Source organism: Microbulbifer elongatus, from assembly GCF_021165935.1.
In the GTDB taxonomy this organism is placed as follows: Bacteria; Pseudomonadota; Gammaproteobacteria; order Pseudomonadales; family Cellvibrionaceae; genus Microbulbifer; species Microbulbifer elongatus.
The window spans coordinates 3,722,264-3,745,689 of record NZ_CP088953.1 but is presented as its reverse complement, the minus strand read 5'-3'; the positions used below and the strand labels follow the sequence as shown (position 1 = coordinate 3,745,689).

At 58.3% G+C, this 23,426-nt stretch carries 18 protein-coding genes; 13 read left to right on the top strand and 5 right to left on the bottom strand.

Annotated features, from left to right (window positions below):
* Nucleotides 1-89: 89 nt before the first annotated feature.
* Nucleotides 90-347 (top strand): DUF2007 domain-containing protein, encoded by a 258-nt coding sequence (locus LRR79_RS15445; RefSeq protein ID WP_231758064.1) that lies wholly within the window; start codon nucleotides 90-92, stop codon nucleotides 345-347.
* A gap of 12 nt (nucleotides 348-359) precedes the next feature.
* Here LRR79_RS15445 and argS read toward each other — a convergent pair whose 3' ends face one another.
* Nucleotides 360-2,096 carry an arginine--tRNA ligase gene (gene argS, locus LRR79_RS15440; RefSeq protein WP_231758063.1) on the bottom strand — a complete coding sequence of 579 codons (1,737 nt, stop codon included), beginning with the start codon at nucleotides 2,094-2,096 and terminating at the stop codon, nucleotides 360-362.
* 173 nt (nucleotides 2,097-2,269) lie between these two features.
* On the opposite strand from argS, the gene sbcB reads away from it, so the two are divergent.
* Entirely contained in the window at nucleotides 2,270-3,709 is a 1,440-nt protein-coding gene (gene sbcB, locus LRR79_RS15435) for an exodeoxyribonuclease I (protein WP_231758062.1), read from the top strand.
* A 215-nt stretch (nucleotides 3,710-3,924) separates the two neighbouring features.
* Complete coding sequence (locus LRR79_RS15430; RefSeq protein ID WP_231758061.1) at nucleotides 3,925-4,941, top strand: aspartate carbamoyltransferase; 1,017 nt, start codon at nucleotides 3,925-3,927, stop codon at nucleotides 4,939-4,941.
* A gap of 72 nt (nucleotides 4,942-5,013) precedes the next feature.
* Here LRR79_RS15430 and LRR79_RS15425 read toward each other — a convergent pair whose 3' ends face one another.
* From LRR79_RS15425 to LRR79_RS15415, 3 genes are all read right to left on the bottom strand, one after another.
* Nucleotides 5,014-6,291, bottom strand: a complete 1,278-nt coding sequence (locus LRR79_RS15425; RefSeq protein WP_231758060.1) for an aminotransferase class I/II-fold pyridoxal phosphate-dependent enzyme — start codon at nucleotides 6,289-6,291, stop codon at nucleotides 5,014-5,016.
* Between the two features lie 239 nt (nucleotides 6,292-6,530).
* Complete coding sequence (locus tag LRR79_RS15420; protein WP_231758059.1) at nucleotides 6,531-7,400, bottom strand: DUF6279 family lipoprotein; 870 nt, start codon at nucleotides 7,398-7,400, stop codon at nucleotides 6,531-6,533.
* 69 nt (nucleotides 7,401-7,469) lie between these two features.
* A complete protein-coding gene (locus LRR79_RS15415; RefSeq protein WP_231758058.1) occupies nucleotides 7,470-8,834 on the bottom strand; it encodes a substrate-binding domain-containing protein in 1,365 nt (454 codons plus the stop codon).
* 456 nt (nucleotides 8,835-9,290) lie between these two features.
* Between LRR79_RS15415 and nagK the strand changes: the two genes are divergently transcribed.
* The 4 genes from nagK (at nucleotide 9,291) to LRR79_RS15395 (ending at nucleotide 13,929) form a co-directional block, all read left to right on the top strand.
* Entirely contained in the window at nucleotides 9,291-10,241 is a 951-nt protein-coding gene (nagK, locus tag LRR79_RS15410) for an N-acetylglucosamine kinase (RefSeq protein ID WP_231758057.1), read from the top strand.
* A gap of 94 nt (nucleotides 10,242-10,335) precedes the next feature.
* The gene (nagB-II, locus tag LRR79_RS15405; RefSeq protein ID WP_231758056.1) at nucleotides 10,336-11,379 is read left to right on the top strand and encodes a glucosamine-6-phosphate deaminase NagB-II; all 1,044 of its coding nucleotides are present in this window, start codon (nucleotides 10,336-10,338) and stop codon (nucleotides 11,377-11,379) included.
* 21 nt (nucleotides 11,380-11,400) lie between these two features.
* Nucleotides 11,401-12,528, top strand: coding sequence for an N-acetylglucosamine-6-phosphate deacetylase (gene nagA, locus LRR79_RS15400; protein WP_231758055.1), 1,128 nt, complete (start codon nucleotides 11,401-11,403; stop codon nucleotides 12,526-12,528).
* A gap of 69 nt (nucleotides 12,529-12,597) precedes the next feature.
* Entirely contained in the window at nucleotides 12,598-13,929 is a 1,332-nt protein-coding gene (locus LRR79_RS15395; protein WP_231758054.1) for a sugar MFS transporter, read from the top strand.
* A gap of 273 nt (nucleotides 13,930-14,202) precedes the next feature.
* On the opposite strand, the gene LRR79_RS15390 is transcribed toward LRR79_RS15395, so the two are convergent.
* Nucleotides 14,203-15,249, bottom strand: coding sequence for a LacI family DNA-binding transcriptional regulator (locus LRR79_RS15390; protein ID WP_231758053.1), 1,047 nt, complete (start codon nucleotides 15,247-15,249; stop codon nucleotides 14,203-14,205).
* A 447-nt stretch (nucleotides 15,250-15,696) separates the two neighbouring features.
* Between LRR79_RS15390 and pgi the strand changes: the two genes are divergently transcribed.
* The 6 genes from pgi (at nucleotide 15,697) to gap (ending at nucleotide 23,335) form a co-directional block, all read left to right on the top strand.
* A complete protein-coding gene (gene pgi / locus LRR79_RS15385; RefSeq protein ID WP_231758052.1) occupies nucleotides 15,697-17,349 on the top strand; it encodes a glucose-6-phosphate isomerase in 1,653 nt (550 codons plus the stop codon).
* Between the two features lie 54 nt (nucleotides 17,350-17,403).
* Nucleotides 17,404-19,236 carry a phosphogluconate dehydratase gene (gene edd / locus LRR79_RS15380; RefSeq protein WP_231758051.1) on the top strand — a complete coding sequence of 611 codons (1,833 nt, stop codon included), beginning with the start codon at nucleotides 17,404-17,406 and terminating at the stop codon, nucleotides 19,234-19,236.
* Nucleotides 19,237-19,296: 60 nt separating this feature from the next.
* Nucleotides 19,297-20,754: a glucose-6-phosphate dehydrogenase gene (gene zwf, locus LRR79_RS15375; protein ID WP_231758050.1), complete on the top strand. Its 1,458-nt coding sequence runs from the start codon at nucleotides 19,297-19,299 to the stop codon at nucleotides 20,752-20,754.
* A gap of 46 nt (nucleotides 20,755-20,800) precedes the next feature.
* A complete protein-coding gene (gene pgl / locus LRR79_RS15370; protein WP_231758049.1) occupies nucleotides 20,801-21,511 on the top strand; it encodes a 6-phosphogluconolactonase in 711 nt (236 codons plus the stop codon).
* A 63-nt stretch (nucleotides 21,512-21,574) separates the two neighbouring features.
* Entirely contained in the window at nucleotides 21,575-22,204 is a 630-nt protein-coding gene (gene eda, locus LRR79_RS15365; RefSeq protein ID WP_231758048.1) for a bifunctional 4-hydroxy-2-oxoglutarate aldolase/2-dehydro-3-deoxy-phosphogluconate aldolase, read from the top strand.
* Between the two features lie 117 nt (nucleotides 22,205-22,321).
* On the top strand, nucleotides 22,322-23,335 hold the full coding sequence (gene gap, locus LRR79_RS15360) for a type I glyceraldehyde-3-phosphate dehydrogenase (RefSeq protein WP_231758047.1): 1,014 nt from the start codon (nucleotides 22,322-22,324) through the stop codon (nucleotides 23,333-23,335).
* Nucleotides 23,336-23,426: the final 91 nt, after the last annotated feature.

Here is a 23,426-nt window from a genome sequence, read left to right as displayed (position 1 = left end):
GGCGGAATACTTTTTCACAACGGATGTTCGACCTGGCACCGAGCCACAAGCCCGGTATTCAGGGTCTGCAGGGTTAACCAGTCCGCACTATGGCGAGCAAAATCTACACCACCGACGACCAGCTTCTCAGCAGCTATCTACGCAATCTTCTGCAATCTGCCGGTTACCCGGTACTGACGCAACAAACCCGAGTGGAGCCTGCCATGGGGGGGGAAGAAGGGGCGGGGAAAGATCACAGCCCGCAGGAACAGCTGGACTGGCAATCCGAGCTCTGGCTGATCCGCGATGCAGATCTGGCCAGCGCCCAGCAGCTTTTGCAGCAGGCACTCTCCCGCGAAAGCGCCTGACACACTCGGGTTTTACATCTTCTCCAGGGTTTCGATACCCAGCAGGTTCAGGCCGGTAGACAGGGTGCGTGCTACCAGGTCGCACAGCTGCAGACGGCTTACCTTCTCTTCCTCACTAACACCGTCTTTCAGTACCGGGCAGGCTTCATAGAAGCCCATGTAGGCGCTCGCCAGTTCGTACAGGTAGGTACACAGCACGTGTGGGAAGGTGTCTTTGGCAACCTGATCCAGCACTTCACCGAACTGGTTCAGCTTGATCGCCAGCGCGCGTTCTGCGTCGGTGCCGAGACGGATATCGCCCTGTAAATCAGACGGTTCCACGCCTGCGCGGCGGAAGATGCTGCGCACACGGGTGTAGGCGTACTGGAGGTAGGGTGCGGTGTTGCCCTCGAAGGCCAGCATGGCGTCCCAGTTGAACACGTAGTCGTTGGTGCGGGTTTTACTGAGGTCGGCGTATTTCACCGCCCCGATGCCCACCACGCGGCCGATTTCGCTCCGTTCTTCCGCGCTCAGTTCCGGGTTCTTGCCGGCGACCAGTGCGGTGGCGCGCTCCACCGCTTCGTCCAGCAGCTCGGCCAGTTTCACGGTGCCACCGGTGCGGGTTTTAAACGGCTTGCCGTCATCACCCATCATGGTGCCGAAGGCGCAATGCTCCAGCGTCTGGCTGTCGGCGATATAGCCGGCCTTGCGCGCGACGGTGAAGGCCTGCTGCAGGTGCAGGGTCTGGCGTGCGTCAACCACGTATAGAATACGGTCGGCGTTCAATACGTTGGCACGGTAGCGGATGGCAGCCAGGTCGGTGGTGGCATAGAGGTATCCACCGCCCTTCTTCCGAATAATCACCACGCTGGGGTTGCCTTCCTTGTCCGCCATTTCCGGCAGGAAGGCGACAATGGCTCCCTGGTCTTGCACCGCGATACCGCGGTCCACCAGGTCTTTTACCAGTACCGGCAGGTCGTCGTTGTACTGGCTCTCCGCATACACATCGGAGCGCTGCAGGGTAACCCCGAGCTTCTCGTAAATCTCTTCCGCGTGGCTGATGGAGATGTCGATAAAGCGCTGCCACAGTTTCAGGCAGTCTTCGTCGCCGCCCTGCAGTTTCACCACGTATTCCCGCGCCCGATCGGCAAAGCCGTCCTCTTCATCAAAGCGGACTTTGGCTTCGCGGTAGAAGACCTCCAGGTCTTTCAGTGCCACCTCGGCGTCCTGGTTTTCCATTTTGTCGGCCAGGTGTGCCAGCAGCATGCCGAACTGGGTGCCCCAGTCGCCCATATGGTTCTGGCGGATAACCGTGTGGCCCTGAAACTCCAGCAGACGCGCCAGCGCATCGCCGATAATGGTGGTGCGCAGGTGGCCCACGTGCATTTCTTTGGCGAGGTTGGGGTGGGAGTAGTCCAGAACCGCGGTTTGCGGTTCGCCTGCCTTGCGGATGTTCAGGCGCTCATCTGCACGGGCAGCGGCGAGGGTGTCCGCCAGCCAGGATTCGCTCAGGTGGATATTGATAAAGCCGGGGCCGGCCACTTCCACTTTCTCGATCATGGGCTGTTCGCCCAGGTTCTCGATGATTTTTGCCGCCAGCTCGCGGGGATTGGTCCCCACTTTCTTGGCCGCCGCCATGGCGCCATTGGCCTGGTAATCACCAAAGCCCGCTTTTTTGGCTGGCGCCACCGCCGGGCTGCACTCGGCGGGAATACCCGCGGCGGTCATGGCGGTCTGGAAAATGTCGTTGAGCTGCTGGCGAATATTCATAAGGGGGGCGTTATCCCGTGGCGGTTCTTGAAAATGCGAGTATATCGAAGAACGCGGGATTTTAATGGGCGGTGAGGGCATTGCAACCTGCGCGACAATTGCCCGGTGGGTTACCATGGCGCGCAGTGCGTGCAGTCACCTGCAGACAGGAAAATGAGAAGAGGGGAAGCGCTTTGTCTGGGACAACCTTGTATTGGCACGATTATGAAACCTGGGGTGTCGACCCGGGGGCAGACAAGCCCTCCCAGTTTGCCGGTATTCGTACCGACGAAGACCTCAACGAGGTCGGTGACCCGTTGATGATCTATGCCAGGCCCGCCAGCGACTGTCTGCCGCAGCCGATGGCGGCACTGGTGACCGGATTAGCCCCGCAGAAGGCGTTCGCGGACGGCCTGCCGGAGATCGAATTCATTCAGCGGATTCTCGGTGAGCTGGGAGCGCCGGGGACCTGCGGTGTGGGTTACAACAGCCTGCGCTTCGATGATGAGGTCACTCGTCACACCCTCTATCGCAACCTGCTGGACCCCTACGAGCGCGAGTGGAAGTCCGGCAACAGCCGCTGGGACATCATCGACATGGTGCGGCTGACCTACGCGCTGCGCCCGGAAGGGATCGAATGGCCACAGCGGGAAGTTGCAGATGGTTTACCGGTACCTTCCTTCCGCCTGGAAGAGCTGACTGCGGCCAATGGCATCAGTCACGAAGGCGCCCACGATGCCCTTTCCGATGTACGCGCCACCATTGATATGGCGCGCCTGATCCGGCAACAGCAGCCCAAGCTGTATGACTATGTCTACAGGCTGCGTCGCAAGCAGGAAGTGGCAAAGATCCTGAATCCGCGAGAGCGCAAACCATTGCTGCATATTTCCGGCAAGGTGCCTGCGGTCCATGGCCACCTGACCTATGTGTTGCCTCTGGCCATGCACCCGGTCAATCGCAATGCCGTGATCTGCGCCAACCTGGCCATGGACCCGCAGCCGATACTCGAGCTGGACCCGGATGCTCTGCGCGAGCGTCTCTATACCGCCCGCGACAAGCTGGGGGAAGGGGAGCTGCCGGCGGGGCTGAAACTGATTCATATGAACCGCTGCCCGGTACTGGCGCCGGCGAATATGCTTTCCGATCAGCGCGCCGCAGACCTGCAGATCGACAAGGCCGCCTGCGAAGCCAACTGGCAGACTCTGCAGGGGATGGACCTGACGGAAAAGCTGCATCAGGTATTCCTCGATGGGGAGTTCCCGGCCAGGGATGTGGAAGCGCGGCTGTACGATGGTTTTCTGAACGACGCCGACCGCGACCTGTGCCGGCAGTTGCACAATGCCCTGGCCAGCCGGGGCCCGGCCGCACTGGCGGGGCAGACACCGTTTTCCGATTCGCGCCTGTCGGAGCTACTCTTTCGCCTGCGGGCCAGAAACTTCCCGGACACCCTGAATGAAGAAGAGCAGGAGCGCTGGGAAGAGTGGCGTTACCAGCGGCTGACGGATCCGGCCTTCGGGGCGAGCATCACTATGGAATCGTATTTCGAGGAGATCGCGCGGTTGCGGGAGGAGTTTCCGGAGCGCAGTGATCTGCTGGATCAACTGGAAGCCTGGGGTGATGCGTTGCTTGGTTGAACGGGGGTTGGTGGATGCGCTGCGCTTATCCACCCTACTGCCCTACTGGTCGCTACGTATCGAGCCACTGTGTAGGGTGGATAAGCGTTGCGCATCCACCAACTTGCGGCTGTTCCCCTTGCGCAACGCCGCGTAGAATACCGCCGCCCAGCCGCCGGTGATCCGGCGTGTCGCAGGGGCTATTCGTAGCGATCAGTGCTTAACGTGGAGCAGCAATGGACTTTATCGGTGCCAACATCCTTTCCGTCAGCCAGTTTGAACGGGGTGACATCGACCGAATTTTTGCCGTGGCGGACACCATGGTACCGTACGCCCGCCGGGAAAAAGTCACCCGGGTTCTCGAGGGCGCAATTCTCGGGAACATGTTTTTTGAGCCCAGCACCCGCACCCGGGTAAGTTTCGGCTGTGCCTTCAACCTGCTCGGGGGCACCGTGCGGGAGACGGTGGGCGTGTCCGCAAGCTCCCTGGCAAAAGGGGAATCTCTGTACGATACCGCGCGGGTCCTGTCCGGATACTCCGATATTATCTGCATGCGCCACCCACAGTCTGGCTCCGTGGCCGAGTTCGCGGCGGCCAGCCGGGTACCCATCGTGAATGGTGGTGACGGTGCCAATGAGCACCCCACCCAGGCGCTGCTCGACCTGTACACCATCCGCAAGGAACTGGAGGGGAAGGGCGGCTCTCTGGACCAGTTCCGCATTGCCATGATTGGCGACCTCAAGCACGGCCGCACCGTACACTCCCTGTGCAAACTGCTGTGCCTGTTCAAGAATGTACAGCTGGTGCTGGTGTCACCCCAGGAGCTGGCAATGCCGGACTCAGTGGTCGAGAAGCTGCGCGAGGCCGGGCATCAGGTGGTTGTGACCGATCAGCTGGAGCCATCGATCAAACATGTGGATATTGTCTATTCCACCCGTATCCAGGAAGAGCGCTTTGCCTCCCAGGCGGATGCCGACCGCTACCGTGGTCGCTTCCGCCTGAATCGGGATATTTTCACCCGTCACGCGGAACCCAATACGGTCATCATGCATCCGCTGCCGCGAGATTCCCGCGCGGAGGCCAATGAGCTGGATTCCGATCTGAACGAACATCCCAGCCTGGCGATTTTCCGGCAGACCGATAATGGACTGCTGGTGCGTATGGCCCTGTTTGCCCTGCTGCTGGGGGTGGAAGACAAGGTGGATCAGTACGCGCGGCCGATTACCTGGCAGACGCGGCGGAATCAGATTTGATGTTTGTATAGAGCATCAGGCATAAAAAAACCGGCAATTTTGCCGGTTTTTTATTTGGGACTGCGGCAAAGATCAGGCCGCTTGTTCCAGTGCTTTGCGCACGCTCGCCAGTTTCACACACAGTACAAACACCGACATGGCGGTGTCCAGTTCTTCCAGAGGCGGGAAGCTCGGTGCGATGCGGATATTGGTGTTCTCCGGGTCCTTGCCGTAAGGGAAGGTGGCACCGGCGGGGGTGAGTTTTACCCCGGCTTCCGCGGAGAGCCGGATCACCTCTGAGGCGACGCCCGGGCGGGTGTTGAAGGAAACGAAGTAACCGCCCTGAGGTTTTTCCCATTCGCCCAGATCGGTGTCGGCAAAATTCTTCTCCAGGTGCTCCAGCACACAGGCAAATTTCGGGCGCAGGATTTCTGCATGCTTTTGCATGTGTTCTTTCAGCTGGGTCAGCTCCGGGAACAGGCGCGCGTGGCGCAGCTGGTTGACCTTGTCCGGGCCGATGGTCATGGCCGACATCTGCTGCTTCAGGGAGGCCAGGTTGGCGGGGCTTGCGCTGACAAAGGCAACGCCTGCGCCGGCATGGGTCACTTTGGAGGTGGAGGCGAACTGCAGAACCGAGTCTGCGGTTTCATTACCCAGGGCGGCTTCGCGGATATTCGGCAGTTTTACCTGGTGGTCGAGGTCGTGAATGGCGTAGGCGTTGTCCCAGAAGATACGGAATCCGGGGTTGGCGATTTTCGCCAGCTGCGCCAGGCGGTCGACAGTGTCCGCATCGTAGGTGACGCCGGTGGGGTTGGAGAACTTGGGCACACACCACAGGCCAATCACCTGATCGTCTTCGCGGATTTTTTGTTCGAGTACGTCCATGTCCGGGCCGGTAGCGGTCATCGGGACCGTGTCCATGGCGATGCCGAGTTGCTCGCAGATGGAGAAATGACGGTCGTAACCGGGGACCGGGCACAGGAATTTGGGCGCGCGCATGTCTTTCCACGGCTGGTTGCCGGCAAAGCCGAACAGATAGCCGGTCAGTACCGCGTGGTACATCAGGGTCAGGGAGCTGTTGCCGCCGGCGAGGACTTCGTCAAACGGAACCTGCAGGATATCGGCGCCCAGTTCGCGGGCGGCGGCAATACCTTCCAGGCCACCGTAGTTGCGGGTATCGGTGCCATCCGGGGCACGGTAGTCGCCATTCAGAATGCCGTCGAGGCTATCGGACAGAGAGAGTTGGTCCGCCGCCGGTTTACCGCGGGTGATGTCCAGGCTCAGGTTATGCTGACAAATGCGCTGATATTGCTGATCCAGTTCTTTTTCCCACTGTTGCAGCTGTTCGCGTTGGGCGGTCTCGATACGCACGGAAAATCCTCTTCTCTTGATGGACAACTCTTGACAGGCAACTTCCTCTGAAAGTTGCCGGGACGGGAGCTTATCAGCAGAGGGCGGATTGCGTCATGTTTTATGACATTTTTTTGCTGGAAAACCCGGTAAAAACAGGGAATTTCGGTAGAAAAAGTGGCCAGGAAACTGTTGCAACTGAAACCGAAGGGGAAAATGTACCGGTTGCGCCGAATCGGTCGCGCTCACGCACCGATCAGTCAGTGTTTCTGTGTGGCCAGATGCCGAAAGTCCGCGGCGTATTCCAGCAATGTGCTTTTCAGGTGCGCCCGTTGCTCCGCTGTGGCGCTCTCGAGAATTTCCGTGGCGAGGGTTCTGGCCTGAGTGCGCAGCTGATTCTGCATATTGCGGTAGTCGGCGGACCACAGGGTTTGGGGGTCGATCAACAGGGTGCGCAGCCGGGCTTCATAGCCGTCGGGTTTATTGCGCAGGATGTCGAGAAAGGTTTCTGCCCACAGTTGCCGCTGGGCATCCCGACGCTTGGGGTTGAACGTGGTGGTGGCCACCTGCCGGTCAATCATCGACTCCTGCGCATCGGTCAAATCCCCAAGCCAGCGCTCGGCCTGCTTGCGGAATTCCTTTTCCCGTTTGCGCTGCGCCTTGTTCCACTTCTTCAGGGACTTCTCCCGTTCTTTACGGATGTTCTCGGCGAGCTGGTCGATCTGCTCGGCATTCAGCTGCGTGACGATCGGCAGCATCAGGTCGCTTAGCATGGTGATGGAAGCGTGCCAGAACGCATCCACCTGGGTCTCGATGGCATCCAGCTGGGCCGGGGTGGTGTCCGCGTCGTCCACCTTGGCGGCCAGAGCTTCGAAATAGTCGGCGTAGCGGGGCAGCTGGGTCTGGCGGTGCCAGCGATGGAACTCATCCACACGCTGTTGTAGCAGGTCCTTTTGTGCTCCGCCCAGGTCCAGGTAGTTATTGAGTGTGCGGTCCATCCACCAGTCCAGGTGGCCGTACGCGAGGCGGACACTGGAACAGGCGGAAAACAGTAAGGTGATCACGGCCATCAGGAGGATGGTCGTGCGCGGGGAAAGGCGAGAGGGCTGCGGCACAATTGCGGTGGTCATGGCGTTAAATATAGTTGCTGTGCCTCGCCACCGCTGTTTCTTTACGCGTTACTTTTACTGACTGGCCGATCAATTGATCCAGACTTCGACGCGGCTGTTTTTCACCGGTCCCTGTTCACTGTCGACGGTGAGTGGGGCAAAGGCACCCACCGCCATGATCTGGCTGTCGCCCATTTTATGGTCCCGCAACAGCGCGCCCTGAACCTTGAGCGCGCGGAAGCGCGAAATCAGGTCGGAAATATTCTGGTTGGATTTGCGATCGGAAAACCCCACCAGGGTCAGGGAAAGGTCACGGTTTTCCTCCTGAGCCATAAACGCCTGCAGCCGGTGGAGGTCGCGTAGGGCCCGGTTATCCAGATCCGCGCTGCCATCGGCAAAGCGAAAGGAGATACTCAGGCGCGAGCCGTTTTCCATCAGGGTTCGGTAGCCATCGGGTGCATTGGCATAGGGGGGCATTTGCAGAGCAACCGGGGTCAGGTTGATAAAGCCGACGTTCTCCACAATCTGCTGTCCGGCAGGGGATTCCACGAAGTGCAAAAAAGCGTCGACCTGAGGGTTGTAACGCCCGGGGTTGCGGTACAGGTACAGTCGGCGTGTGAGCGGAAAGTCCTCTGTGGCAATAATGCCGCGGTCGGGCACCACCGCCGCCAGATCACCGGACTTGATGGCAACCTTGTGCATGCCCTCGGAGTCTGCAAAGGGCAGATAGCCGATCGCGGCGGGATTCCGCTCTACCAGTTCGCGGGTCTCGTGGTTACCGGAGACCTCGTAAACGAAAGGCTTGGCCGGTCGGCTGCCACCAAACACTTCGCTGTCGAATGTGGCGCGGGTACCGGACTCGATATCCCGGTGCAGTGGACGGATGGCCAGATCCGCTCCACCGAGCTGGGACCAGTTGCGGATCTCACCACGGTAGATCTGCGCCAGTTGCGTGAGCGTAAGGCGGTTGATGGGGTTATCTTTGTGCACGGTGATGACCAGCGCATCGAGGCCGATGACGTGCTCTGCCTCTGGGCTGGTGAAGTCACCGAAGCGCGATAGCAGAGTGACTTCCTTGCTTTTTATACGCCGTGACGCCATGCCGATGTCCGCGGTATCGCTGTCCAGGGCCTTAAAGCCGGTGCTGGAGCCCAGCGCAATAATGGGGACTACCACCGGGGCACTGTTGAGGTCGGCGTGAATCCAGTGCTTCTCCCCTTCGCTGCGCTGACGAATTGCCGTTGCGCCGCGGGATTGCAGGTAGCCTTTTACCAGCGCCGGCGCCAGATCCGCCCCCACCGTATTGGAACCGGTCAGACGAAACAGAACCCGGTCGTCGTCGGCGGCACTTGCGAGACCGCTGACCAACAGGCCAGTGGCCAGGCTCAGCCACGGTAGTGCTGTGGAAGAGCCCTGTACGAAATGTGTCCACCGGCGCGATTGATCGCGTTTCATTCTGCCCCCTGTCACTACTGATGTTCCTGCCAAAGACGCGCGCCGTTAGTAAGTACCCGGCGCGGGCGCGCGCTTTATCGCAGAAAAGTGTGACCGATTTATTGCAGCGAAGTTGATCTGTGCCACATATCCGGGGAGGGCGGTGTGCCCGTTAGATTAAAAAGTACTGAAGAAGGTGTGGCTGTTTTTTCGGCATTCGTGTCCGGTAGAACTGGCTTTCATGGGGTGTATTGACGTTTTTTTCACCATTTGGCACGTAAATCCAGCATATAATGAGAGAAATCTTCGGGGTTTTTTTGAAAAAAGGCATGACAACGCTGTCATTTGTCTTGTAGTATTTCTCACATATTGGCAGAGGCGTCACAGGCGCCCAGCCGGAATCCTCTGGGGCGCAGCGAATGCGGTGGGGAATCCGGCAAGGACACATAACAATAGAAAATCTTAGGGGCCGGTTCGATGGTTGCTTTGAGAGACAGCAGGGACATTCTTTTCATTGGCGTCGATGGCGGTGGCAGTAAGTGTCGCGCATCCATTTTCGATGCCAGCAATCGCCTGTTGGGTACCGGTGTCTCCGGACCTGCGAACCCCTTGCATGGCTATGCACAGACTATCGATTCCATTGTGCGCTCTGCCGCACTGGCGGTGGCCGATGCCGGCCTGCCCGCGGAAACGCTGGGAGAGCTGGTTGCAGGTGTGGGGCTGGCCGGGGTCAACATGCCCCGTCTCTACAACGAGATGAATGCCTGGGCACATCCCTTCAAACAAATGTTTCTTACCACCGATCAGCACTCCGCGTGCCTGGGTGCGCACCGCGGGGGTGATGGTGCGGTAATTATCGCTGGCACTGGATCGGTAGGGTATTCCTGGGTCAACGGCCGCAGCGCCATCGTCGGAGGTCACGGCTTCCCCCATGGCGACAAAGGCAGTGGTGCCTGGTTAGGAATGGAAGCGGTGAAATACCTGCTGATGGCGATGGAAGGCCTGGCGGGCGACTCCGACCTGAAAGACGAGCTGCAGTCCGCGCTGGGCACCAATGATCCCTACGATGTGATTGAAATGATGGCGGGCAAGCCGTCCAGCCAGTACGCCAAACTGGCGGTACCGGTGGTGGAGTGTGCCGAGGCGAACTGCCCGGTAGCGGCATCGATCATGCGTGATGGCGCTGCATATATCAGTGACCTCGCGGACAAGTTGATGGAGGGTAAGCCGCCGCGCCTATCCATGATTGGCGGTCTGGCACCGCGCCTGAAACCCTGGCTCAAGCCCCATGTGGCAGAGCGGGTGTCCGATCCGCTGGATCCGCCGGAGCTGGGCTGTGTTTACTTTGCCCAGCACTCCCTGGCCGCGCTGGGGGAAAGCGAATCAAAAGCGCGGGAAGAGGCGGATGCCAAAGCGCTGTATGGGTGACTGGCCCGGATCACCTCTTTGGATGAAGGCGGTAAATCGCTAGAACAAACAGGTTGTCGGAAGACGACGTCAGAACAAGTTACGGATAGATTTTATGAGCGCAGTGACCTCTGGTGAGGCCAACAAGGTGGAAGCATCTATGGCGATGACAGTAATGGAAACCGAGGCTCGCGAAGCCCCGAGCCGGATTGCCGAACAACTGCAGAACAACGCGCCGATCATGGAAGCGCTGGGTGAGCGCCTGCGCGCCAAGCCGCCGCGCTTTGTGATGATCGTGGGCCGTGGTTCTTCCGACCACGCGGGCGTTTTTGCCAAATACCTGATCGAAATCGAGACCGGCACCCCGACCTTTGCCGCGGCACCGTCCGTTTCCAGTGTCTACGGCAAAAAGCTGAAGCTCGAAGACGCGCTGGTCATTGTTATTTCCCAGTCTGGCCGCAGCCCGGACATCCTCGCTCAGGCGCAGATGGCCAAAGACGCCGGTGCCTACACGGTGGCCTTGGTGAACGATGAGGCTGCGCCGATCAAAGACATCGTCGACCAGGTGGTACCGCTGAAGGCGGGCCCTGAACTGGCCGTTGCCGCGACCAAGAGCTATTTGTGCACCCTGTCTGCGGTGCTGCAGCTGGTAGCCAACTGGACTCAGGACGAAGAATTGAAAGCCGGCGTAGAGATGCTGCCACAAACCCTCACCGACGCCATCGAATCCGACGTGCAACTGCGCCCGGAAGATCTCGCGGCGGTGAAGAACCTGGTGGTTCTCGGTCGTGGGCCCGGGTACGGCATTACCCGTGAGCTGGCACTGAAGCTGAAAGAAGTGTGCAGCGTGCATGCCGAGTCCTTCTCCAGTGCGGAATTTCTGCACGGCCCGGTCACGCTGGTAGAGCAGAAGCTCACCGTGGTGAATGTGCCGATTGAAGACGAATCCTATCAGGCTCACAGCGAGCAGATTGCCGACATCATTCGTCGTGGTGGCACCCTGATCAATCTGCATGTGCCGAGCAAAGGCGTGCATCCGCGCGTTGCGCCACTGCCACTGCTGCAGCGTTTTTACATCGACGTTGCCCACGTGGCGGTCAGTCGGGGTATCAACCCGGATGAGCCGGCGGGTCTGAAGAAAGTTACCCAGACTGTTTGATCGCGGATAAGGATCTAGGACGTGGTACAGGCATTTATCGCACAGCAATTGTTTGACGGTGAGCAGCTGCACAAGGATGTAGCGCTGATCGTTGACGGCGGCAAGGTGGTTTCCATCGGTGGAACACCGGCGGCGGATGCTGTGCGATTGCAGGGACTGTTGGCACCGGGCCTGATTGATGTGCAGGTCAACGGTGGCGGTGGTGCGCTGTTTAACAACGACACCAGCGTCAACGCTCTCGGCAAAATGTCGGCTGCCCATGCCCGCTTTGGTACCACCGGCTTTATGCCCACCCTGATCACCGATCAGGTGGATGTAATGCAGAAGGCTGCGGACGCGGTCAGTGCTGCCTTGAAAGAAGGTGTGCCTGGTGTGCTTGGCGTGCATTTTGAAGGTCCGCACCTGAGCGCGCCGAAAAAGGGTACCCACGAAGAGTGTTTTATTCGACCGCTCAGCGAAGAAGAGCTGGCGATTTATGCCCGGGACGATCTCGGCCTGAAGATGGTCACCCTGGCGCCGGAAAACGTCTCCCCGGAAGACATCGCCAGGCTGGTGTCTCTCGGTGTGAAAGTCTGCCTCGGCCACTCCAATGCCGACGGTAAGACGGCCGCAGCGGCGGTGGCCGCGGGCGCAACCGGCTTTACCCATCTGTACAACGCCATGTCGCCGCTGCATTCCCGCGACCCCGGCATGGTCGGTACCGCACTGATCAGCGACGACTGCTGGTGTGGCCTGATTGCCGATGGTCACCATGTGAGTGCCGAGGCCATGACTCTGGCGCTGAAGGCCAAGCCCCGCGGCAAGATCATGCTGGTGACCGATGCCATGTCACTGGTGGGCAGCGAGGAGCGGAGCTTCCCGCTGTTCAGTCGCACCGTCACCCGGCACGGTGACAAGCTGACTTCCACCACCGGCGAGTTGGCTGGCTCACACCTGGATATGATCGGCGCAGTGCGCAATATCCGCGAATGGTGCAGTGTTGATCTGGATGAAGCCCTGCGCATGGCCGGACTCTATCCGGCTGAGTTTCTGGGTTCGAAAGGTGGTCGCATTGCCGAAGGCGCTGCCGCCGATATGATTTTGGTAAACGACGATTTACAGGTACAGAAAACCTGGATCGGCGGACAGGAAGTGTTCACAGCCGGGTGATTCCGCGCATTCAAGAAAACCGATGACGAATTTAGTCGACGCTAAATAACGATAATGAAAGGTGAGCCTATGAATACCGCAGTTGTTAGCCAGGGGGAAACCCGCAGCAGTATCCTGCCGATGACCATCATCGGTCTGCTGTTTTTTATTTTTGGTTTTGTTACCTGGTTGAATGGGGCCCTGATCCCGTTTCTGCAAACCATCTGTGAGCTCAGCGCCTTCCAGGCGATGCTCGTGGCCTCCGCTTTCTATATCGCTTACACGGTGATGGCGCTGCCTATGGCGGCCATTATCGAGCGCACGGGTTATAAGACCGGCATGGCCCTGGGGCTGGCGCTGGTGGCTGTGGGTGCACTGATATTTATTCCCGCTGCTTACAGCCGTATGTTCGGCGTTTTCCTGCTGGCGCAGTTTGTGGTGGGCTCCGGTCTCACCATTCTGCAGACGGCGTCCAACCCCTACGTGGTACGCGTCGGCTCTCCGGAAACTGCTGCGGTACGCATCTGCGTAATGGGTCTGCTGAATAAAGGTGCTGGTATTGTCGCGCCGCTGGTGTTCGCGGCGCTGGTGATGTCGGGCATCAGCGGTATCTCTGAAGCAGAACTGTCTGCACTGACCGCCACCGCCAAAGATGCCAAGCTGGACGAGCTGGCCGGTCAGATGGTGAGCCCGTACATCGGTATGGCGGTGCTCGGCTTTGTGTTGGCGATTGCCATGATGTTCGCACCGCTGCCCGATATTGAAGATGAGGTGGTTGAAGGTCAGGAAGATATGGCGGTGAATCTGCCGGCACTGCTGAAGTTCCCACAGTTGATCCTGGGGTCTATCGCACTGTTCTTCTATGTGGGTGTAGAGGTGATTGCCGGAGACGCCATCGGTCTGCTGGGCAAGCAGGCGGGTCTGGACACTGCTGTTGCCTCTGTACTGACGTCCTACACCATGGTGTTTATGGTGCTGGGTTATATCTGGGGCACGATCGCCATTCCGCGCTTTATTAGCCAGCAGACTGCGCTGCTGATCTCAGCGGTGCTCGGTATCCTGTTCACCGTTGCGGTAATGACCGGCTCTATGGAAAGCACCGTCATGTCCTCTGCGACCCTGGCCCTGTTCGGTCTGCCGGAAATTCCCAACGCTGTTTACTTTGTTGCCCTGCTGGGCTTTGCCAACGCCATGTGCTGGCCGGCAATCTGGCCGCTGGCGCTGGAAGGTCTGGGCAAGTTCACCTCCAAAGGTGCCGCCCTGCTGATCATGGGGATCTCTGGCGGCGCGGTACTGCCGCCCCTGTACGGTCATTTCGCTGATACCGGCGACGGTCAGCTGGCCTACGTGATTTCCATCCCGGCCTACCTGTTTATCCTGTTTTACGCTCTGAAAGGGCACAAGATGCGCAGCTGGAAATAACCTCGGGTTATCCAGCTGGCGTCACAGTCAGTCAAAGTTTCTTTTTAAAGTTTCTCTCTTTGGTTCTCGTCATCTTTGCCCTCCTAGTGAGGGCTTTTTTTAGAGGGGAATCACCGAAAAGCTACTGCGCACATGCCTGGCGGCGTCCGGCGGTGCTCAGGATACTCATGTATTAACATACATTCCGTTCCTTCCGCTCCGGCGGCCACCACCAGGCAAGTGCTCGCTACGCTCTTCGGCGATCCTCGGGTTGTGGGGTGAATTCTATTGTTTTTAATTCGGGGATTGGCCGGTGGAGTCGCGGACCAGGAGTTCGGGGACGAATTTTTTGGTGATGCCGGCATCTTTGTTGGTTGATGCGCTTTCGGTGGCGCTTTTGCTGCGGGCTTTGTTGAGTACCAGGGCCGCGGCGCACTTGGCGATTTCACTGTTGGGCTGGTGCGCGGTGGTGAGCTTGGGCCAGGTCTGGCGGGAGAAGGGGCTGTCCTCGAAACCGACGATGGACAGCTGCTCGGGAATTTCGATATGCATCAGCCGGGCGGCGAAGAGTGCGCCGGCCGCCATTTCGTCATTACTGGCAAAAATGGCGGTAGGCGGGTTGTCTTTTTCCAGTAGCGCCTTGGCCCCGGATACGCCGGAGTCGAAAGAGTATTCGCCAGGGATAATCAGATCCGGGTCGATGGTGATGCCCGCCTGCTGCAACGCTTCCTTATAGCCCTCCAGTCGCCCGTGGGTGGACACGTGCTCCTCGCCACCCGCGAGAAATCCGATACGGTTGTGGCCGTTTTCAATCAAATGTTTGGTGATGTCGTAGGCGGCTGCAGTATCGTCTACCTGGATACAGTTGTCTTCATCGCCCTCCGCTGCGCCACTGGACACGATGCGCACATAGTCGAGCCCCAGCTTTTTCACTTCATCAATAACAGACTGGGTCTCGGAAAAGGGGGGGGTGAGCACCAGCCCGGCGACCTTGGAGTGCTCCACCAGCGCGCGCAACTCGTCGTTGACGTTGGCGGATTTTGAGTTGCTCGGGTGAATCAGCAGCTCATACCCCCGCGCCTTGCACGCTTCGAGAATGCCGTTCTGCATATCGATCACATAATAGGCGTTGGGATTATCGTAAATCAGGGCGATGGTGTAGCTGCGGGTGCCCGCAAGGTTGCGCGCCGCGAGGTTGGGCTGGTAGTGCAGCGCTTCTACCGCATCCATCACTTTCTGGCGGGTGGCGGGGCGCACAGACGGCTCGTTATTGATCACCCGGGAAACAGTCTTGATCGATACCCCGGCTCTTGCCGCCACGTCGTTGATGGTGCTCTTCATTGTTGGCTGTGATCCTTGATAGGTCCTTTGTGAGGCCCTTGGAGAGGTCCTTGTTGGAATGATTCCAGTTGCCCAGTCGGTAAGTTTAACCGGTTCTGCTGCGAACGACGATGGCTTGAGAGTCACGGGATTGGCGTGGTCTTCGTCTGCCTGAAATAAAACTACAAACCCAATTGACACCCTTTGCCAACTATGTGACTCTGGCGCCAAATTGACAGCGTTGTCATTTTGAGGTCAAACAGACTGGCATTGGCGCCCGGAGCGGGGGTCAGTTGCCGGGTAATCGGCTAGATAACAATAACCGGTGCCTGCAACACCACGGTGGGCGCCGCTTTCAGGGGGCTCGCTATGTGCAGTGCACACTCTCACTCGACTCACTCTCAAACCCATTCCCAACCTCTTTCCCGTTCCCCTGTCTGGCAGGCGCTGCAAGCGCAGGCGGCGGAAGTGAAAGGGCGGTCCCTGAAGGCGCTGTTTGCCGCAGATCCGCAGCGCGCGGAGCGTTTCTCCCTGGAGCTGCCGGAATTTCTGCTGGATTACTCAAAAAATCAGCTGGATCAGGACATTTTTGTAAATTTATTACGCTTGGCGGAAGCCGCGGACTTGGCGCAGTGGCGTGGGGACTTTTTTGCCGGTAAACCCATCAATGCCACAGAGGGGCGGCCGGTGCTGCATCCCGCGCTACGTGGTGGTCTGGCGGAAGATGTCGAGATCGATGGGGTATCCGTCACCGCTCAGGTCGAGGCCGAGTTGGAGCGCTTGAAAGAGTTTGTAGTTTTACTACATAATGGGGCCCTGACTGGCTACCGGGGTAAACGAATTACCGATGTAGTCAATCTTGGGGTCGGCGGCTCCCATCTCGGGCCGCAAACCACCATCGAAGCACTGCGTGCCCACCGGAAGGGCGATGTCGCAGTGCATTTTGTATCCAATGTGGATGGAACCCAGCTCACGGACGTGCTGGCCGGCCTGGATGCCGATTCGACCTTATTCATTGTCTCGTCCAAGACCTTCACGACCAGCGAGACGATGACCAATGCCGGGAGCGGCCTGAAGTGGCTGCAACAGGCGATGCCGGAGGCCGATCCCCAGGCGCTGTTACAGCAGCATTTTGTGGCAGTGACCTCGAGCCCGGACAAGGCACAGCAGTTTGGTGTGCTGCCGGAGCGGATCTTCCGCTTCTGGGACTGGGTCGGCGGGCGCTTCTCGCTGTGGTCGTCCATCGGTCTACCCATTGCCATTGCCTGTGGGTTCGACAATTTCCGCGCACTGCTGGATGGCGCGGCCAGTATGGACAAGCACTTCCGCGAGGCGCCACTGGACGCCAATGCGCCGGTCATCATGGCGCTGCTGAGTGTGTGGTATTGCACTTTTATGGGTTACCCGGCGCACGCGGTGTTGCCCTACGAGCAGTCGCTGCACATGTTGCCTTCCTATCTGCAGCAGGCGGATATGGAGAGCAACGGCAAATCTACCACCCGCGCAGGGGTGGAGGTGGACTACACCACCGGCCCTCTAATATGGGGGCAGACGGGCATCAATGGGCAGCACGCGTTTTACCAGTATCTGCACCAGAGCCCGGAAGTGGTTCCCGCCGACTTTATCGGCAGTGTGACCCCGGGACACGACCTGGACGGTCACCACGAGATTCTGCTGGCAAACATGTTTGCCCAGAGTCAGGCGCTGATGAACGGGGTGGATGCGGAGTCCGTCAGTCGTGAACTGGCAGCCAAGGGGCTGTCACAAGAAGAAATAAAAAGGCTCACCCCGTTCAAGGTCCACAGGGGTGGAAAGCCAAGTAACACAATACTCTTGAAAGAGTTGGACCCCCGATCACTGGGAGCGCTGATCGCACTCTACGAGCACAAGATTTTTGTTCAGGGCGTGATTCTGCAAATTTTTTCTTTTGATCAGTGGGGAGTGGAACTGGGTAAGGGTCTCGCCAGCAAACTGGAGCCGAAACTGGCCTCTGGCGACCTGGCAGACGAAGACGGTTCAACGGCCCAACTGATCGAATACTACCGCCGGATAAACGGCACGGTTACGTCCACGGAGTCGCCTGTAGTTGAGGTGGCTGAGCCTGCTGGAGAACAGGCTTAACTGCGCAAGCAATAACGTGGTTCGGACTGATAAAAAACGAAGAGTTGATCAAAAATGGCAAACCAAACAGTGGTACACAGTCGCATACAGGCGGTGACCGACAGGATCATTCGCCGCAGTGAAGAAACCCGAGCCAGCTATCTGGCCCAGGTGGAGCGCGCGCAGGGAAAAGGCAGAGCACGGCACAAGCTCTCCTGTGGCAACCTGGCGCACGCCATGGCGGCATCCAGCGATCATGACAAAAACCTGATCGCTTCCGGGCATGGCCCCAACCTGGCGATCGTTACTGCCTACAATGATATGTTGTCGGCGCATCAGCCCTACGGCACCTACCCGGAAATGCTCAAGGCAGAGGCCCTGCGCAACGGCGCAACCGCGCAGGTTGCCGGCGGTGTGCCCGCCATGTGTGATGGCGTTACCCAGGGGCAGCCGGGTATGGAGCTGTCACTGTTTTCCCGCGATGTGATCGCCATGGCCACCGCCATCTCCCTGTCACACGATATGTTTGACGGCGGTATGTATCTGGGCATCTGTGACAAGATCGTACCCGGTCTGGTGATTGGCGCACTGTCATTTGGGCATTTGCCTGCAATGTTTGTACCTGCAGGTCCCATGCCAACCGGTCTCCCCAACGCGGAAAAAGTACGTGTTCGCCAGCTGTACGCGGAAGGCAAGGTGGGCCGCAAAGAATTGCTGGAAGCGGAGAGCGCTTCCTATCACAGCGCGGGTACCTGTACCTTTTACGGTACTGCCAACAGCAACCAGATGCTGGTGGAAATCATGGGCCTGCAGTTGCCGGGCAGCTCGTTTATCAATCCGGGCACCGAGTTGCGCGACGCCATGAATAGAGCGGCGGTCAAACAGCTGGTACAGAATTCCGAGCCCAGCAACTACACGCCCATCGCCAAGATTCTTACCGAAAAAGCGTTCGTAAACGGCATTGTTGGTCTGCACGCTACCGGCGGTTCTACCAACCACACCATGCACCTGATCGCCATGGCGCGCGCCGCCGGCATTCAGATCACCTGGCAGGATATGGCAGAACTGTCCGAAGTCGTACCTCTGCTGTGCCACGTGTACCCGAACGGTACCGCCGACATTAACCACTTCGCCGCCGCCGGCGGTATGCAATATCTGATTCGCGAATTGCTCGGGGCGGGTCTGCTGCACAACGATGTGGCCACCGTACTCGGCGATTCCGGCATGGAGCCTTACACCTACGATCCGTTCCTGAACGAAGACAAGGACGGTCTCGTGTGGCGCCCGACCGCAGAAGAATCCGGCAACCCCGACATCATTCGCCCCGCAGCGGATCCGTTCTCTAGCCACGGCGGCCTGCAATTGCTGAAGGGCAATCTGGGCAACAGCGTGATCAAAGTATCTGCACTGAAAACCCCGCAGCTGAAAGTGAAAGCACCGGCAGTCGTATTCAACAGTCAGGACGACATGCTGGACGCGTTCAAAGCGGGCAAGTTGGAAAAAGATTTTGTGGCCGTGGTGCGATTCCAGGGCCCGCAGGCCAACGGTATGCCGGAGCTGCACAAACTGACGCCGTCTCTCGGGGTGCTGCAGGATCGTGGTTTCAAGGTGGCGCTGGTCACCGACGGCCGTATGTCCGGCGCCTCCGGTAAAGTGCCGGCGGCCATTCACCTTTCCCCGGAAGCACTGGAAGGTGGCGCAATCGCAAAAATCCAGGATGGAGATATCGTAGAGCTGGACGCGGAAGCCGGCGTTCTCAAAGTAGATGTAAGTGATGAAGAGCTGGCCGCACGCGCGCCAGCGGAATGCGACCTGTCTGCCAACAACAGCGGCATGGGACGGGACCTGTTTGTCAATATGCGCAAGCTGGCGAGCGGCGCAGAAACTGGCGGTAGCATTCTTTTTTAACTGAATTCGCGCGGGCACCGATAGCACATTGGGCCCGCGCAACTGTTTGAGAGCAACGAAATGGCAAATTCATTCGACATGGTACTGTTTGGCGGCGGTGGCGATCTGTCCCTGCGCAAACTGATTCCTGCGTTGTATCGCGCTTACATTGAAGGCGGCCTGAACAAGGACACCCGCATCCTGCCCGTGGTTCGCCGTCAGGAAGACGCGGACTCCTATATCAAAACCGCACAGCAGGCCCTGAAAACTCATCTGCGCGATGGTGAGTACAGCGATAAAAACTGGAAAGAGTTCAGCGGCCTGTTGCGCGCCGTATATCTGGATATCGCCAAGCCCGATGAGCAGTGGGATGGGCTGGTCGATATTCTGGGTAAAGACACCAAGCGCACCCGCCTGTTTTATCTGGCGATTCCGCCGGCAGTGTTTGGTCCCTGCTGTGAAAACCTTTCCATAAAAGGTTTGATTCACGAAAACTCCCGCGTGGTTGTGGAAAAGCCCCTGGGCTACAACGCCAAGACCTCCGACGAGATCAACAGCAAGATCGCCGAGTACTTCCCGGAAGACAGCATTTTCCGCATTGACCACTACCTGGGTAAAGAAACCGTACAGAACCTGCTGGCCCTGCGTTTCAGTAATGTGCTGTTCGAGCACCTGTGGGATGCGAAGACCATCGACCATATCCAGATCAGTATCTCTGAAACTGTGGGCCTCGAAGGGCGCGCCGGTTTCTACGATGACACTGGTGCAATGCGCGATATGGTGCAGAACCACCTGTTACAGCTGCTGTGCCTGATTGCGATGGAGTCCCCCAACAGCATGTCTGCGCGCAATATTCGCTCAGAAAAAATCAAAGTGCTGGAGGCTCTGCGCCCGTTGACTGGTGACAGTGTGGATAACAACATCGTGCGTGGCCAGTACGTAGCCGGTGGTCTGGGTAAAGAGCTGGTTCCCGGCTACCTGGAAGAGTTGAAAGCCGCGAACAGCACCACGGAAACCTTTGTCGCTATTCGCGCGCATATCGACAACTGGCGCTGGACCGGTGTGCCTTTCTATCTGCGTACCGGTAAACGCATGGAAAAACGCTGTGCGGAGATTGTGATTCAGTACAAAAACGTTTCTCACAGTGTGTATCAGCCGGAGGCCGGTAAAGTATTGCCAAACCGCCTTGTAATTCGTCTGCAGCCGGAAGAAAGCATCAAAATGGTGCTGATGGCCAAAAAGATGGACAGCCTCACCATGGAGCTGCAACCGGTAGAACTGAACCTGACGCTGTCGGACACCTACGACAGCTTTAAAAGTGACGCTTATAAGCGTCTTATGCTGGACGCCGCCGCAAACAATTCCGCGCTGTTTATCCACCGCGAAGAAGTAGCCGCGGCCTGGGCCTGGGTCGATCCGATCATTGATCACTGGCGCGATACCGCGAATCAGCCACAACTGTATCGCGCGGGAACCTGGGGTCCACAGGCCTCCAATCAGCTGCTGGCCGAAAACGGTCACCATTGGTTTAACCCGTAAAAGAACGCAACAGCCACCGGCAAAAATACGCAAAGGTCAAAACGACATGGTTGAAGAAAAGTTTTTTGCAGATAGGGAAAGGCTCACGCTGGCGCTGGCAAACGAGTGCGCAGCGGCGCTGCACGCCGGAATCAAAGCCAACGGTCAGGCGACTTTTCTGGTGAGTGGCGGCAGCTCGCCCGAGCCGGTTTATCGCGAGCTTTCCCGTCGCCCGCTGCCCTGGGAGCAGGTCAATGTGGCGCTGGTGGATGAGCGCTGGGTGGAAAAAGATGAGGCCGGCAGCAACCTGGCGTTTATCACCAACAGCCTGCTACAAAACGAAGCCGCCAAAGCACCTTGCCTGGGGATGAAAAATGCCGCGGCGACACCGGCTGAAGGTGAAGCGGATTGCGAACGCGCTTTTCAAGAGCTGCCGCGCCCGTTTGATGTCTGCGTGCTCGGCATGGGGAACGATGGTCATACCGCGTCATTTTTCCCTTACGCAGAAGGGCTGGATGAGGCACTCGACGCGAAGAGTGAGAAATTGTGTAAAGCCATTACTGCCAAACAAAGCGCGGTGACGGGTGCGCACACCGAGCGTATGACGCTAACTCTCGCTGCAATTTTGCAGGCGAAAGAAATCAAATTGCTGATTACCGGTGAGGAAAAACTCAAGGTGTATCGCCAGGCGCTGCTCGGAGATGACACGGCAGAGATGCCGGTGCGCAGTATCCTCAAGCAGGGGCAGAAGCCGGTCACCGTTTACTGGGCGCCTTAAGGAATTCGCCCAGATCCTGGGCCAATGAAATAACAACGAATTGACGAGTTTTAGGAAGTGACGATGCAACAGACTCTCGTACCCGTATTGGAACAGGCTGGCGTAGTGCCGGTTATTGTTGTGGAAAATGTCAGCGACGCGCTGCCACTGGCTCAGGCCCTGGTTGAAGGCGGGCTGAATGTGCTGGAGGTAACCCTGCGTACTGAAGCGGCGCTGGCGGCGGTGGAAGAAATTGCCAAGCATCTGCCAGACGCTCACGTGGGTACCGGCACCGTGTTGAACGCCGGTGACATCCAGCGGTCAGTGGATGCCGGTGCAACCTTTATGGTGAGCCCCGGTGCTACCGAAGCACTGTTGGATGCGGCCGACAATGTTTCTGTGCCACTGTTGCCCGGTGCCGCTAACCCGTCTGAAGTCATGCGTCTGTTTGAGCGTGGATACGGCTATCAGAAGTTTTTCCCTACAGAAGCGGCGGGCGGCATTCCCATGCTGAAATCCATTGGCGGCCCGCTGGCGAAAGTGAAGTTCTGTCCCACTGGCGGCGTCAGCCCGCAAAATGCCAGCGATTACCTCGCTCTGTCCAATGTCGTGTGCGTTGGTGGGTCCTGGATGGCAGCACCGAAATTGGTTGCCGAGAAAAATTGGGCGGAGATTACCCGCCTGGCCAAGGAGGCTTCTCAGCTGAAAGGGTAACGCCTTTTCGCTGTGCTTTTAGACAGTTTCAAGTAGTAGAGCTGTGCTGGGGGGGAACATATCGCCCGGCACGAACAACAAAAATTTCAAACGTTAAATCACAGAGGGTGTAGCGATATGAAACTCAGAATTGCTATCAACGGATATGGACGCATCGGACGCAACGTAACTCGTGCTATCTACGAGTCCGGCTACAACGACCGCATCCAACTGGTTGCCATCAACGATCTGGCACCGGTTGAAGCCAATGCCCACCTGACCCGTTTTGATACCGTACACGGTCGCTTCAATACCGAAGTTGCCGTCGACGGCGAAAACCTGGTGATCGGTGGTGACACTGTAAAAGTATGTCAGGAGCGTGACCCTGCGGCACTGCCTTGGGCAGAACTGAAGGTGGACCTGGTGCTGGAATGTACCGGCCTGTTCACCGATAAAGCGTCCGCTTCCAAGCACATGGAAGCCGGTGCTAAAGCGGTACTGATTTCCGCGCCGTCTAAAGATGCCGACCTGACCGTGGTTTACGGTGTGAATGACGACAAGCTCACAGCGGAGCACAAAGTTGTCTCCAACGCGTCCTGTACCACCAACTGTCTGGCCCCGGTGGCCAAGGTTCTGAACGAGTCCATCGGTATCGAGCGCGGCTTTATGACCACCGTGCACGCCTATACCAATGACCAGAACACCCAGGACGCCGTGCACAAGGATATCTACCGTGCGCGCGCCGCGGCCGACAATATGATCCCGACCAAAACCGGTGCTGCGGCTGCCGTTGGTCTGGTTCTGCCGGAACTGCAGGGCAAGCTGGACGGCATGGCTGTACGTGTACCGGTAAACAACGTATCTCTGGTGGACTGCCAGTTTATCGCCAGTCGCGAAACCACTGCCGACGAAATCAACGCAATCCTGCAAGACGCCGCCGGCAGCATGAAGGGTGGTGTCCTGTCCTACTGTGATCAACCACTGGTTTCCGTGGACTTTAACCACACTGCAGCGTCCAGCCACTTCGATGCGAATCACACGCGTGTGAACGGCAACCTGGTGAAAGTCATGTCCTGGTACGACAACGAGTGGGGCTTCTCCCACCGTATGCTCGACACCAGCTTGGCGATGGCGAAGGCGCAAGGCCTGTAAGCGAGCCTGATCAATTGACTGTCATTACAGTCTGATAACGTTTCGTTATCCGGCCGGGGTGGGTGCAATACCTGCCCCGGCCGCATTGTTC